The organism is Neisseria bergeri (genome assembly GCA_003044455.1).
GTDB classification, from domain to species: Bacteria; Pseudomonadota; Gammaproteobacteria; order Burkholderiales; family Neisseriaceae; genus Neisseria; species Neisseria bergeri.
The window spans coordinates 165577-177354 of sequence record POWY01000004.1 but is presented as its reverse complement, the minus strand read 5'-3'; the positions used below and the strand labels follow the sequence as shown (position 1 = coordinate 177354).

General features: G+C 54.1%; 11 protein-coding genes and 2 pseudogenes. 5 read left to right on the top strand and 8 right to left on the bottom strand.

The genetic code is table 11. The features are described 5' to 3' along the window. Nucleotides 1-151 (bottom strand): annotated as a pseudogene (locus tag DBY86_RS06385) (opacity family porin); the annotation flags it as partial. A gap of 1449 nt (nt 152-1600) precedes the next feature. Between DBY86_RS06385 and pip the strand changes: the two are divergent. Beyond that, the gene (gene pip, locus DBY86_RS06360; protein WP_107819350.1) at nt 1601-2533 is read left to right on the top strand and encodes a prolyl aminopeptidase; all 933 of its coding nucleotides are present in this window, start codon (nt 1601-1603) and stop codon (nt 2531-2533) included. 56 nt (nt 2534-2589) lie between these two features. Here pip and bamC read toward each other — a convergent pair whose 3' ends face one another. The 3 genes and pseudogenes from bamC to DBY86_RS12995 form a co-directional block, all read right to left on the bottom strand. Further along, on the bottom strand, nt 2590-3786 hold the full coding sequence (gene bamC, locus DBY86_RS06355) for an outer membrane protein assembly factor BamC (RefSeq protein WP_107819332.1): 1197 nt from the start codon (nt 3784-3786) through the stop codon (nt 2590-2592). Between the two features lie 8 nt (nt 3787-3794). Continuing rightward, nucleotides 3795-4670: a 4-hydroxy-tetrahydrodipicolinate synthase gene (gene dapA / locus DBY86_RS06350; RefSeq protein ID WP_107819331.1), complete on the bottom strand. Its 876-nt coding sequence runs from the start codon at nt 4668-4670 to the stop codon at nt 3795-3797. Nucleotides 4671-4861: 191 nt separating this feature from the next. After that, nucleotides 4862-4972: pseudogene (locus DBY86_RS12995) on the bottom strand (IS5/IS1182 family transposase); the annotation flags it as partial. A 110-nt stretch (nt 4973-5082) separates the two neighbouring features. Between DBY86_RS12995 and DBY86_RS06345 the strand changes: the two are divergent. Continuing rightward, the gene (locus DBY86_RS06345) at nt 5083-6474 is read left to right on the top strand and encodes a uracil-xanthine permease family protein (RefSeq protein WP_107819330.1); all 1392 of its coding nucleotides are present in this window, start codon (nt 5083-5085) and stop codon (nt 6472-6474) included. Between the two features lie 61 nt (nt 6475-6535). Here the strand turns inward: DBY86_RS06345 and rlmB are convergent, their stop codons facing one another. The 4 genes from rlmB to miaA form a co-directional block, all read right to left on the bottom strand. After that, a complete protein-coding gene (rlmB, locus tag DBY86_RS06340) occupies nt 6536-7288 on the bottom strand; it encodes a 23S rRNA (guanosine(2251)-2'-O)-methyltransferase RlmB (RefSeq protein ID WP_101129505.1) in 753 nt (250 codons plus the stop codon). 65 nt (nt 7289-7353) lie between these two features. Next, nucleotides 7354-7842: a DUF456 domain-containing protein gene (locus tag DBY86_RS06335; RefSeq protein ID WP_107819329.1), complete on the bottom strand. Its 489-nt coding sequence runs from the start codon at nt 7840-7842 to the stop codon at nt 7354-7356. 4 nt (nt 7843-7846) lie between these two features. Then, nucleotides 7847-8566: a tRNA adenosine(34) deaminase TadA gene (gene tadA, locus DBY86_RS06330; RefSeq protein WP_107819328.1), complete on the bottom strand. Its 720-nt coding sequence runs from the start codon at nt 8564-8566 to the stop codon at nt 7847-7849. Nucleotides 8567-8569: 3 nt separating this feature from the next. Further along, the gene (gene miaA, locus DBY86_RS06325) at nt 8570-9511 is read right to left on the bottom strand and encodes a tRNA (adenosine(37)-N6)-dimethylallyltransferase MiaA (protein WP_107819327.1); all 942 of its coding nucleotides are present in this window, start codon (nt 9509-9511) and stop codon (nt 8570-8572) included. Between the two features lie 179 nt (nt 9512-9690). On the opposite strand from miaA, the gene DBY86_RS06320 reads away from it, so the two are divergent. From DBY86_RS06320 to efp, 3 genes are read left to right on the top strand one after another with little or no spacing between them, the layout of a single operon-like run. Further along, nucleotides 9691-9969 carry a hypothetical protein gene (locus tag DBY86_RS06320; protein WP_167435389.1) on the top strand — a complete coding sequence of 93 codons (279 nt, stop codon included), beginning with the start codon at nt 9691-9693 and terminating at the stop codon, nt 9967-9969. Nucleotides 9970-10017: 48 nt separating this feature from the next. Then, entirely contained in the window at nt 10018-11169 is a 1152-nt protein-coding gene (earP, locus tag DBY86_RS06315) for an elongation factor P maturation arginine rhamnosyltransferase EarP (RefSeq protein WP_107819325.1), read from the top strand. A 42-nt stretch (nt 11170-11211) separates the two neighbouring features. Next, nucleotides 11212-11772 carry an elongation factor P gene (gene efp / locus DBY86_RS06310; RefSeq protein WP_002219406.1) on the top strand — a complete coding sequence of 187 codons (561 nt, stop codon included), beginning with the start codon at nt 11212-11214 and terminating at the stop codon, nt 11770-11772. Nucleotides 11773-11778: the final 6 nt, after the last annotated feature.

Below are 11778 nucleotides of genomic sequence, written 5' to 3'. Positions count from 1 at the left end.
AGGTAATGTGTTCGTAGGCGTAGGCTAAATCTGCCTGTACATACGGGCCGCGACCATTGTCTTCACTTGCCGCCTGCGCTGCGGAAGAGAAGAGAAGAGAAGAGAAGAGAAGAGAAGAGAAGAGAAGGTTTTTTTTGGGGGCTGGATTCATTTTCGGCTCCGTATTCGGTTTAACTGATTAAAAAAGAACGATTTTCACTGATGGTTCAAGGGCGGATTGTATCGGGTTTGGGGCGATGTTTCAATAAGGAACGATAAGAAAGCCGCCATTATGGTTTAATCCTGCGCGTTGGATTTGAGGGCAGGGGCTTGCGCCATTTTGAAACAAGGCCGGTCCGCCGCCTTGAAGTGCGGGGGTTTAACTGTTAGGAAACAATGGCAAAGCGGCTTGTTTCTGTCCGACATTGTATGGGTTTTCTTTTCAATGATATATTTCCGCCTGTTTATGCAATATTTTCCGATTGATGGTTTTTATAGTGGATTAACAAAAACCAGTACGGCGTTGTCTCGCCTTAGCTCAAAGAGAACGATTCTCTAAGGTGCTGAAGCACCAAGTGAATCGGTTCCGTACTATTTGTACTGTCTGCGGCTTCGTCGCCTTGTCCTGATTTTTGTTAATCCGCTATGTAGTTGGTTAAAATAAAACTAAGCCAAGGAAGCACTGCCGTCATTCCCGCGCAGGCGGGAATCTAGGTCTGTCGGTGCGGAAACTTATCGGATAAAACGGTTTCTTCAGATTTTACGTTCTGGATTCCCACTTTCGTGGGAATGACGGGGATGTAGGTTCGTAGGAATGACGCGGTGCAGGTTTCCGTGCGGATGGATTCGTCATTCCCGCGCAGGCAGGAATCCAGACCTTAGAACAACAGCAATATTCAAATATTATCTGAAAGTCCGAGATTCTAGATTCCCACTTTCGTGGGAATGACGGGATGTAGGTTCGTAGGAATGACGCGGTGCAGGTTTCCGTGCGGATGGATTCGTCATTCCCGCGCAGGCGGGAATCTAGGTCTGTCGGTGCGGAAACTTATCGGATAAAACGGTTTCTTCAGATTTTACGTTCTGGATTCCCACTTTCGTGGGAATGACGGGATGTAGGTTCGTAGGAATGACGCGGTGCAGGTTTCCGTGCGGATGGATTCGTCATTCCCGCGCAGGCGGGAATCTAGACCTTAGAACAACAGCAATATTCAAAGATTATCTGAAAGTCCGAGATTCTAGATTCCCACTTTCGTGGGAATGACGGGATGTAGGTTCGTAGGAATGACGAAAAGTTGCGGGAATGACGGTTCGGGCATTCCTTAAATCACCCGTGTATCGCTGTAAATCTTAGAGATGGCGGAATATAGCGGATTAACAAAAACCGGTACGGCGTTGATTCGCCTTAGCTTAAAGAGAACGATTCTCTAAGGTGCTGAAGCACCAAGTGAATCGGTTCCGTACTATCTGTACTGTCTGCGGCTTCGTCGCCTTGTCCTGATTTTTGTTAATCCACTATATCGCGATTTTTCGGCATTTGCCTTTCGGGGCGGCTTGTGTTTTGTGCGGGATGTCGTGTGTCGGAATGTTCGGATTGTCAGAAGCAATATGGGAGAAGATGATGTATGAGATAAAACAGCCTTTTCATAGCGGATACTTGCAGGTGTCTGAAATTCATCAAATTTATTGGGAAGAGTCGGGTAATCCCGACGGTGTGCCGGTTATTTTTTTACACGGCGGACCGGGGGCGGGGGCTTCGCCTGAATGTCGGGGTTTTTTCAATCCCGATGTGTTCCGCATCGTCATCATCGACCAGCGCGGTTGCGGACGTTCGCGCCCGTATGCTTGTGCGGAAGACAATACGACTTGGGATTTGGTGGCGGATATTGAAAAAGTCCGTGAGATGCTGGGTATTGAAAAATGGCTGGTGTTCGGCGGTTCGTGGGGCAGCACTTTGTCGCTGGCTTATGCCCAAACCCATCCGGAACGGGTAAAGGGATTGGTATTGCGCGGGATATTTTTGTGCAGGCCGTCTGAAACGGCGTGGCTGAACGAGATGGGCGGTGTGAGCCGGATTTATCCGGAACAATGGCAAAAATTTGTCGCGCCGATTGCTGAAAATCGGCGGAACCGGCTGATTGAGGCGTATCACGGGTTGCTGTTTCATCAAGATGAAGAAGTGCGCCTGTCTGCCGCGAAAGCTTGGGCGGATTGGGAAAGCTATCTGATCCGTTTCGAGCCGGAGGAAGCGGATGAAGATGCTTATGCCTCACTGGCAATCGCGCGTTTGGAAAACCATTATTTTGTCAACGGCGGCTGGTTGCAGGGCGATAAGGCGATTTTGAACAATATCGGCAAAATACGGCATATCCCGACCATTATCGTACAGGGGCGGTATGATTTGTGTACGCCGATGCAGAGTGCGTGGGAGTTGTCGAAAGCCTTTCCCGAAGCGGAGTTGAGGGTGGTTCAGGCAGGGCATTGTGCGTTCGATCCGCCTTTGGCGGATGCGTTGGTTCAGGCGGTTGAGGATATTTCTCCTCGGTTGTTGTAAAAAGTTCCGTACAAAAAAGCAGCTTCCGTTTGGAAGCTGCTTTTGTTTTGAACGGTTTAACGCAGTTCGGAATGGAGTTTGCCCAACAGTGCGGATGCGTCTTTGCCGGCATATGCGCTGCCGTCTTTGTTGAGCAGGACGATGCGTGAGCCGTCGGCAACGGGTTCTGCATAGACAATCAGCTCGGGCTGTTCGGCAGGTTTCTCCGCTTTGCCTTTTCCCAGCAGTCGTTTGAACAGGCCGGGTTTTTGTTCGGTAACTGCATTGCTTTCGTTCGGGGCTTTTTGAACCAGGAAGGCGTGGCGTTCGGTGTTTTGACCGACGACGGTCAGCCCGATGCGGTCGAGGGCGAGCGCGGTGCGCCGCCAGTTTCTGCCGTAGTCGCCTAAGACAATCAGGCTTTTGCCTTCGATACGCGCCATTTCGTTGGCGGCGGGAAGGGTCGGTTTTTTTGCCAATGCGTTTTCCGCCTGCTGTCCGTCAACGCCCAAATATTGCATAAAGCGCGTCAGGAATGCCGCTTCGAGGTTGGGGTCGGAAGCGGAAGGCTGCCACATGGTCGTGTCTTTGTTTTTGTCGCCATACACTTCTTTCATCGCTTTGTGGGCGAAGAAGATGTCGGAAACGCCGTTTTTGCCCTGTTCGATACGGACGATGAATTTGTCGCGCTCGCCGGTGGAGTAGATGCCGCCCAAACCGACTGTGTCGAATAGGCGGCGCAAGCTGTCTTGGGGGATTTTGGCACGGTTTTCCGCCCACTCGGTTTCCATTTGTCCGATGGCGGGTTCTTCGGATTTGATGTCGAAGCCGTTTTCCTGCCAAAAGGCTTTTAGGAGCGGCCAGATTTCGGCGGGGGATTTGCCGTCAACGACGAGCCAGCGTTGGCTGCCGTCGCGCTCGAGGCGGACACCTTTGACGCTTTTCAATACTTCGGCATCGGCAGGCTGTTGGACGGCGGGTGTGCGGCGTTTTTCCAAATCGCTGGCGCGGACGGCTCCCGAACCGGCAGGCAGGCGGTAGAGGTTGCCTTGGTCGGGATTGTTCAAATCGGGCGGGACTTCGAGTTTGATCAGGCGGTGCGACCGGCTTTGGTAGTCGAGCTTGGGCTGTTCGGTTTTGCTGCCGGAGCAGGCGGCAAGCCCGATGAGTGCGAGCGCGGCAATGACGGGTTTGATATGGGTCATCGTGTCATCCTGTGTGATGGATATTAAAGTGTTTGTTGCGTTATGCCGTCTGAACGCTTCAGACGGCATAGCTATATTTAAAGTTGTCCTGCGGCTTGCAGTGCGGCGCGGACTTTTGCCTGTCCGTCTTCCGTCAGAGGAACGAGCGGCAGGCGGACGTGCGGCCCGCATTTGCCCAGTGCCGACAATGCCCATTTCGGCGCGGCGGGGCTGGGTTCGCAGAACATGGTGTCGTAAATCGGAATCAGCCGGTCGTTGAGTTCGCGTGCGAGGGCAATGTCGCCTTGCAGCGCGGCGCGGCACATATCGGCAAAGAGTTTCGGGGCGGCGTTGGCGGCTACGGTAATAACGCCGTGTCCGCCGCACAGCATGAACGGCAGGGCGGTATGGTCGTCGCCGGAAAGGACGACGAAGCCTTCGGGCGCGCGGTTGATGAGTTCGATGTTGCTGCCGATGTTGCCGCTGGCTTCTTTCACGCCGACGATGTTGGGGATTTCGGCAAGGCGCAGGATGGTTTCGTTGTTCATGCTGACGACGGTTCTGCCGGGCACGTTGTAGAGTATCATCGGAATCGCGGCGGCTTCGGCAACGGCTTTGAAATGGCGGTACATGCCTTCTTGCGAAGGTTTGTTGTAGTAGGGGACGACGGAGAGGGTGTAATCCGCCCCGGCTTTTTCGGCGGCTTGGGAAAGGGCGATGGCTTCGACGGTGTTGTTCGCCCCTGTGCCGGCGATGACGGGGATGCGTTTGGCAACGTGTTTGACGACGGCTTCGATGACGGCGGTGTGTTCTTCGACGGAAAGCGTGGCGGACTCGCCTGTCGTGCCGACGGCGACGATGCCGTCCGTGCCGTTTTCAATGTGCCAGTCGATTAAGTCGCGGAGTTGTTCGTAATGGATGCTGCCGTCTTGATTCATCGGGGTAATCAGGGCAACCAGGCTACCTTGTAACATACAGAACCTTTTATCAGTTGTGGTGTAGGGGGCGGTAATGCTTCCGATTGTAGCCTACTTTACCGCAGGTGTGAAATCCGGCGGGTTGCGGATGTGGGGCGTTTGCGCCGAAAGGTATGGGGGAAATTGATTTTTCCTGTTGGAAATCATTTTATTATGTTTGCCGGTTTATGCCGGTGCTGTCGGATTTATAGTAGATTAAATTTAAACCAGTACGGCGTTGCCTCACCTTGCCGTACTATTTGTACTGTCTGCGGCTTCGTCGCCTTGTCCTGATTTAAATTTAATCCACTATAAAATGTGGTAAGCGTGTGGGACAGGCGGATGCCGTCTGAAATGCAAATTGAAGCCGTGCGGCAGATTCGCTACAATCCGCGCTTGGATTTTTCAACCTTTAAAATAAGGAAATACAATGAGCGGTCAGTTGGGAAAAGGTGCGGATTCGCCTGATTTGGTGTACGGTTTGGAAGAGAGACCGCCGTTCGGCAATGCGCTGTTGAGCGCGGTTACCCATCTTTTGGCGATTTTTGTGCCGATGATTACGCCCGCGCTGATTGTGGGCGGCGCGCTGGAATTGCCGGTGGAGATGACGGCATATCTCGTGTCGATGGCGATGGTTGCGTCGGGTGTCGGCACTTATTTGCAGGTCAACCGCTTTGGGCCGATCGGTTCGGGGATGCTGTCCATCCAGTCGGTGAATTTCTCGTTCGTTACCGTCATGATTGTGCTCGGCGCGGGGATGAAAGAGGGCGGTTTGACTAAGGATGCGATGATTTCGACGCTCTTGGGCGTATCGTTTGTCGGGGCGTTTTTGGTCTGTTTCTCGGCGTGGCTTCTGCCTTATTTGAAAAAAGTGATTACGCCGACGGTCAGCGGTGTGGTGGTGATGCTGATCGGCTTGAGTTTGGTACACGTCGGCATTACCGATTTCGGCGGTGGCTTTGGCGCGAAGGCGGACGGCACGTTCGGCTCGATGGAAAACTTGGGGCTGGCGTCGCTGGTGTTGCTGATTGTGTTGATATTCAACTGTATGAAAAACCCGCTGTTGCGCATGAGCGGCATCGCGGTCGGGTTGATTGCCGGCTACATTGTCGCGCTGTTTTTGGGTAAGGTGGATTTTTCCGCGCTGCAAAACCTGCCGCTGGTTACGCTGCCCGTACCGTTTAAATACGGTTTTGCTTTTGACTGGCACGCATTTATTGTGGCGGGCGCGATTTTCCTGTTGAGCGTGTTTGAGGCGGTCGGCGATTTGACCGCGACGGCAATGGTGTCCGACCAGCCGATTGAAGGCGAAGAATACACCAAACGCCTGCGCGGCGGCGTGTTGGCGGACGGCTTGGTGTCGGTGATTGCGACGGCTTTGGGTTCGCTGCCGCTGACGACGTTTGCGCAAAACAACGGCGTGATTCAGATGACCGGCGTGGCTTCGCGCCATGTGGGCAAATATATTGCCGTGATTTTGGTGCTGTTGGGTCTGTTCCCCGTTGTCGGACGCGCATTTACGACGATTCCGAGTCCGGTGTTGGGCGGCGCGATGGTTTTGATGTTCGGCCTGATTGCGATTGCGGGCGTGCGGATTTTGGTCAGCCACGGCATCCGCAGGCGCGAAGCGGTGATTGCGGCAACGTCGGTCGGTTTGGGCTTGGGCGTGGCGTTTGAACCGGAAGTGTTTAAAAACCTGCCCGTCTTGTTCCAAAACTCTATTTCCGCCGGCGGCATTACGGCAGTCTTGCTGAATTTGGTCTTGCCGGAAGATAAAACCGAGGCGGCGGTCAAGTTTGATACCGACCACTTGGAACACTGATTTTGAAAACGAATGCCGTCTGAAACGGAATCCCTGTTTCAGACGGCATTGTTTTTGAGGCTTACGCTTTTTCGTTTTTTAATACGCGCTGCCGGCGGGTTTCACTTAATACCATTCCGGCAGACACGGAGACGTTCATGCTTTCGACCGTGCCGAACATCGGTATGGACACCAGCATGTCGCAATGTTCGCGCGTGAGGCGGCGCATACCGTCGCCTTCGTTGCCCATTACCCACGCCGCGCTGTCGGGCAGATCGCAATGGTAAAGGTCGGAGTCGCCGCCCATATCGGTACCGATAATCCAGATGCCGTATTCTTTCAGCTCGCGCAGGGTGCGGGCGAGGTTGGTTACGGTGATGTAGGGGACGGTTTCCGCCGCACCGCAGGCGACTTTGCTGACGGTGGCGTTCAGCCCCGCGCTTTTGTCTTTCGGCGCGATGACGGCATGTACGCCCATCGCGTCGGCGGTACGCAGGCACGCGCCGAGGTTGTGCGGGTCGGTGATGCCGTCGAGTATCAGCAACAGCGGCGGTTCGCTTAAGTTTTCCAATACGTCTTCGAGGTGGACGTGGTTTTTGGAGGCATCGATAAATCCGACCACGCCCTGATGGCGCGCGCCTTTGCTGATGGCGTTGAGGCGGTCGGCATCGGCAAAATATACGCGGATGTTTTCGTTTGCAGCCTTTTCCAGCACTTCGCGCGTGCGTGCGTCTGATTTGCCTTCTTGGATGTAGAGTTCGACGATGGATTTGGGGTTTTGCCACAATCGGGCATTGACGGCGTGGAAGCCGTAGATGGGTCTTTGGTTTGCCATAATGGTGTTTGTCAAAAGGTTTCAGACGGCATTATAGCAATTTATCCTGATGCCGTCTGAAGGGGTTAAAACAGGTAGGCGATGTATTTCACCAATAAAATAAACAGGATGGAGACGGCGCAACCGATTTTGAACGCCGTTCCGACGACAAGTCCCAACAGTGTACCCAAGCCTGCTTTACCTGCCTGAAGCATATTGCGCCGATCGATCAGTTCGCCTGCCGCCGCACCGATAAAGGGAGCGAGTATTAGTCCGGGAAGGGAGAAAAACATACCGATAATGCTGCCGGCCAATGCGCCGCGAACGGCGAGCCTGCCCGCTCCGCTATATTTTGTCCCCCATATGCCTGCCACATAGTCCGTCAGTATGCCGGCAAGGCTGATGAGTCCGACCGTCCACAAAACGCCCGCGCCGTAGATTTGATAGCCGCCGGAGTAGGCAAGCAGCCAGGTTCCGGCAAACATCAATGCCAATCCGGGGAGGGCAGGGTAAACGATGCCTGCCGTGCCGACGGCAAGCAGAATGAGGGCGAGAATGACGAGTAGGGCGGTCATGGGTTCAACCTTTTCTTTTGTTCTGAAAAAAACGGTTTAACACGATGCGGCATTCTTCTTGCAGGATTCCGCCCCGTATGGCGGTGTGCGTATTGAGGCGTTTGTCGGCAAACAGGTTGACGATGCTGCCTGCCGCGCCGGTTTTGGGTTCTGCCGCACCGTATATCACGCGCTTGATTCGTGCCTGTATCAGTGCGGACGCGCACATGGCGCAGGGTTCGAGGGTGATGTAGATGTCGCATCCGTCAAGGCGGTAGTTTTGCATTTCGCTGCCTGCCTGTGCCAAGGCGTTGATTTCGGCGTGCCGGCTGACATTGCAGTCGGCAATGCAGGTGTTGTGTGCCGCTGCGATGATTTTGCCGTCTGAAACGATGACTGCCCCGACGGGTATTTCGCCGTCGGCGGCGGATTGTTCTGCTTGGCGCAGTGCTTCGCGCATGAAGTGTTCCATTTCTTCCTGCGGCGGAAAGGCGGCGACGGGCGGATGGTTTTTCAACTCGGCAAGCAGGCAGGCTTTATGAGCTTGGGACATTTCGTGCGGCGGCGTGCCGTCCAGCAGCGACTGAAGCTGCCACAGCGTGCTTTTCGTGAGGGTCAAACCCGATGCTTTGAGCAGCAGAAAGGCTTTGACCGAACCGTTTTGCCGCAGTTCTTCGAGCGTACGGATACCGAGCCTGTGCAGGGCGGCGACGGTTTTGGGGGCGAGCGGCGGCGTGGTCAGCATAGTTTATGCACCGAAAAACCGTTTTGCCGCCTCAATCAGGCGCGTGCCTGAAGTGCCGTCTGAAAACGGGTCGGCAACGCAGTCTAAAGGTGTTTTGCGCAACCAAGTCAGTTGGCGTTTGGCAAGTTGGCGCGTGGCGGCAATGCCTTTTTCGATGAAGGTTTGTCTGTCGGTTGCGCCGTCGAGGTGTTCCCACGCCTGACGGTAGCCGACGCAGCGGATGGCAGGGGAGTCGGAGGTCAGGCTGGGATAGAGGCGGCGCAGGTTTTCTACTTCGCCGATAAAGCCCTGTTCAAGCATCAGGTGGAAACGCAGGGCGATGTTTTCATGCAGGCGGGCGCGGTTTTCGGGAATCAGTGCGGCGGTGTAGAGTTCGAAGGGCAGGGTGTGTTCGGGCAGTCCGTTCAGGTGCGCGCTCATCGGTCTGCCGGTCAGGTAATAGACTTCAAGGGCGCGTCCGATGCGCTGGCTGTCGTTCGGTTTCAGACGGTATGCTGTTTCAGGGTCGACTTTTTGCAGGGTGCGGTAGAGAAAATCCAATCCGTACATTTGTTTTTGTTCGTCCAAGTCGGCACGCAGGCAGGCATCGGCCTCGGGCAAATCGTTCAAACCTTGGGTCAGGGCGCGGAAATACATCATTGTGCCTCCGACAATCAGCGGACATTTTCCCCGCGCCGTGATTTCGCCGATCAGACGCGTGCAGTCTTCGACAAAACGGGCGGCACTGTATGATTCGGTAGGAGGGATGATGTCGATAAGGTGGTGCGGGACAAAGGCGCGTTCGGAGGCGGACGGTTTCGCCGTGCCGATGTCCATGTCGCGGTAAACCAGCGCGGAATCGAGGCTGATGATTTCGACGGGCAGGGTTTCGGCGATTTTGAGGGCGAGCGCGGTTTTTCCTCCGGCGGTCGGGCCGAGCAGGGCAAAGGCTTTCGGGTGCGGCATAATGTTTCGGGTTTGGAAAAATACGGATTATAACGGAAAGCGCGCCGCCCTTATATTTTGGTTTGCGGAAGCACCGCATTTTCCTGCGGCAAGGCTTCAGACGGCATCGCCGGCGCGTCCGTTAGACAAGGCGCGTGCTTGGGGCGATAATGGCGTTTTGCTTTTTTGAAAGCCTTGCAATGTCCCGAAACCTGCTTGTCCGCTGGCTCGCCGTCTGCTTGATACCTTTAATAACGCTTGCCGTGTTCGCCGCCAATCCGCCCGAAGACAAACCCCAGCATCTGATTAACGGCATCATCCTTGCCTGTGAAGCGACGTTTTTGTTCAAATTCATCCTCTTCGAAACCATCAAGCATCATCTTAAGCAAGAGTTTGATTTAAAACGTCAAACCATGCTGCTGTTTATTCCAATCGTTTTGCTGATTGTGTATTTGTTCCACTATTTCGGCGCGTTTTAGTTGTGAAAAGGTCGTCTGAAACCGATTTCAGACGACCTCGAGTCTTTTATGAATACACACGCTTTTCCTGTTTGTTGGATTTTTTGCAACGTTATCGACAATTTCGGCGACATCGGCGTTTCGTGGCGGCTTGCCCGTGTTTTGCACCGTGAACTCGGTTGGCAGGTGCATTTGTGGACGGACGATGTGTCCGCCTTGCGTGCGCTTTGCCCTGATTTGCCCGATGTTCCCTGCGTTCATCAGGATATTCATGTCCGCACTTGGCATTCTGATGCGGCAGACATTAATACCGCGCCCGTTCCCGATGCCGTCATCGAAACTTTTGCCTGCGACCTGCCTGAAAATGTGTTGGGCATTATCCGCCGACACAAACCGCTTTGGCTGAATTGGGAATATTTGAGCGCGGAAGAAAGCAATGAAAGGCTGCACCTGATGCCTTCGCCGCAGGAGGGCGTTCAAAAATATTTTTGGTTTATGGGTTTCGGCGAAAAAAGCGGCGGATTGATACGCGAACGCGATTACCGCGATGCCGTCCGTTTCGATACCGAAGCCCTGCGTCAGCGGCTGATGCTTCCCGAAAAAAACGCCCCCGAATGGCTGCTTTTCGGCTATCGGAGCGATGTTTGGGCAAAGTGGCTGGACATATGGCAACAGGCAGGCGGCACGCTGACCCTACTATTGGCGGGTACGCAAATCATCGACAGCCTCAAACAAAGCGGCGTTATTCCGCAAGATGCCCTGCAAAACGACGGCGATGTTTTTCAGACGGCATCCGTCCGCCTCGTCAAAATCCCGTTCGTGCCGCAACAGGATTTCGACCAACTGCTGCACCTCGCCGACTGCGCCGTCATCCGCGGCGAAGACAGTTTCGTGCGCGCCCAGCTTGCGGGCAAACCCTTCTTTTGGCACATCTATCCGCAAGACGAGAATGTCCATCTCGACAAACTCCACGCCTTTTGGGATAAGGCACACGGTTTCTACACGCCCGAAACCGCCCGGGCGCACCGCCGCCTTTCGGACGACCTCAACGGCGGAGGGGCTTTATCCGCCACGCAACGCCTCGAATGTTGGCAAATCCTGCAACAACATCAAAACGGCTGGCGGCAAAGCGCGGAGGATTGGAGCCGTTATCTTTTCGGGCAGCCTTCCGCATCCGAAAAACTTGCCGCCTTTGTTTCAAAGCATCAAAAAATACGCTAGAATAGCGCATTTTACGACAACCGATTTGATTGGAAAATCACAATGAAAACAGCACAAGAACTGCGCGCCGGCAATGTATTTATGGTCGGCAACGATCCTATGGTCGTTCAAAAAACCGAATACATCAAAGGCGGCCGCTCTTCCGCCAAAGTCAGCATGAAACTGAAAAACCTGCTGACCGGCGCGGCTTCCGAAACCATTTACAAAGCCGACGACAAATTCGACGTGGTCATCCTGTCCCGCAAAAACTGTACGTACAGCTATTTTGCCGACCCGATGTACGTCTTTATGGACGAAGAATTCAACCAATACGAAATCGAAGCCGACAACATCGGCGACGCGTTGAAATTCATCGTTGACGGTATGGAAGACCAATGCGAAGTTACCTTCTATGAAGGCAATCCCATTTCTGTCGAACTGCCCACCATCATCGTGCGCGAAGTCGAGTACACCGAGCCTGCCGTCAAAGGCGATACTTCCGGCAAAGTGATGAAAACCGCACGCCTGGTCGGCGGCACTGAAATCCAAGTGATGTCTTACATCGAAAACGGCGACAAAGTCGAAATCGATACCCGTACCGGCGAATTCCGCAAACGCGCCTGATTTGCC

Excerpts from the sequence above, each read along its gene's own strand:
- pip (WP_107819350.1), top strand. The coding sequence starts at position 1,601 with ATGTATGAGATAAAACAGCCTTTTCATAGCGGATACTTGCAGGTGTCT.
- bamC (WP_107819332.1), bottom strand. The coding sequence starts at position 3,786 with ATGCCGTCTGAAGCGTTCAGACGGCATAACGCAACAAACACTTTAATA.
- dapA (WP_107819331.1), bottom strand. The coding sequence starts at position 4,670 with ATGTTACAAGGTAGCCTGGTTGCCCTGATTACCCCGATGAATCAAGAC.
- DBY86_RS06345 (WP_107819330.1), top strand. The coding sequence starts at position 5,083 with ATGAGCGGTCAGTTGGGAAAAGGTGCGGATTCGCCTGATTTGGTGTAC.
- rlmB (WP_101129505.1), bottom strand. The coding sequence starts at position 7,288 with ATGGCAAACCAAAGACCCATCTACGGCTTCCACGCCGTCAATGCCCGA.
- DBY86_RS06335 (WP_107819329.1), bottom strand. The coding sequence starts at position 7,842 with ATGACCGCCCTACTCGTCATTCTCGCCCTCATTCTGCTTGCCGTCGGC.
- tadA (WP_107819328.1), bottom strand. The coding sequence starts at position 8,566 with ATGCTGACCACGCCGCCGCTCGCCCCCAAAACCGTCGCCGCCCTGCAC.
- miaA (WP_107819327.1), bottom strand. The coding sequence starts at position 9,511 with ATGCCGCACCCGAAAGCCTTTGCCCTGCTCGGCCCGACCGCCGGAGGA.
- DBY86_RS06320 (WP_167435389.1), top strand. The coding sequence starts at position 9,691 with ATGTCCCGAAACCTGCTTGTCCGCTGGCTCGCCGTCTGCTTGATACCT.
- earP (WP_107819325.1), top strand. The coding sequence starts at position 10,018 with ATGAATACACACGCTTTTCCTGTTTGTTGGATTTTTTGCAACGTTATC.
- efp (WP_002219406.1), top strand. The coding sequence starts at position 11,212 with ATGAAAACAGCACAAGAACTGCGCGCCGGCAATGTATTTATGGTCGGC.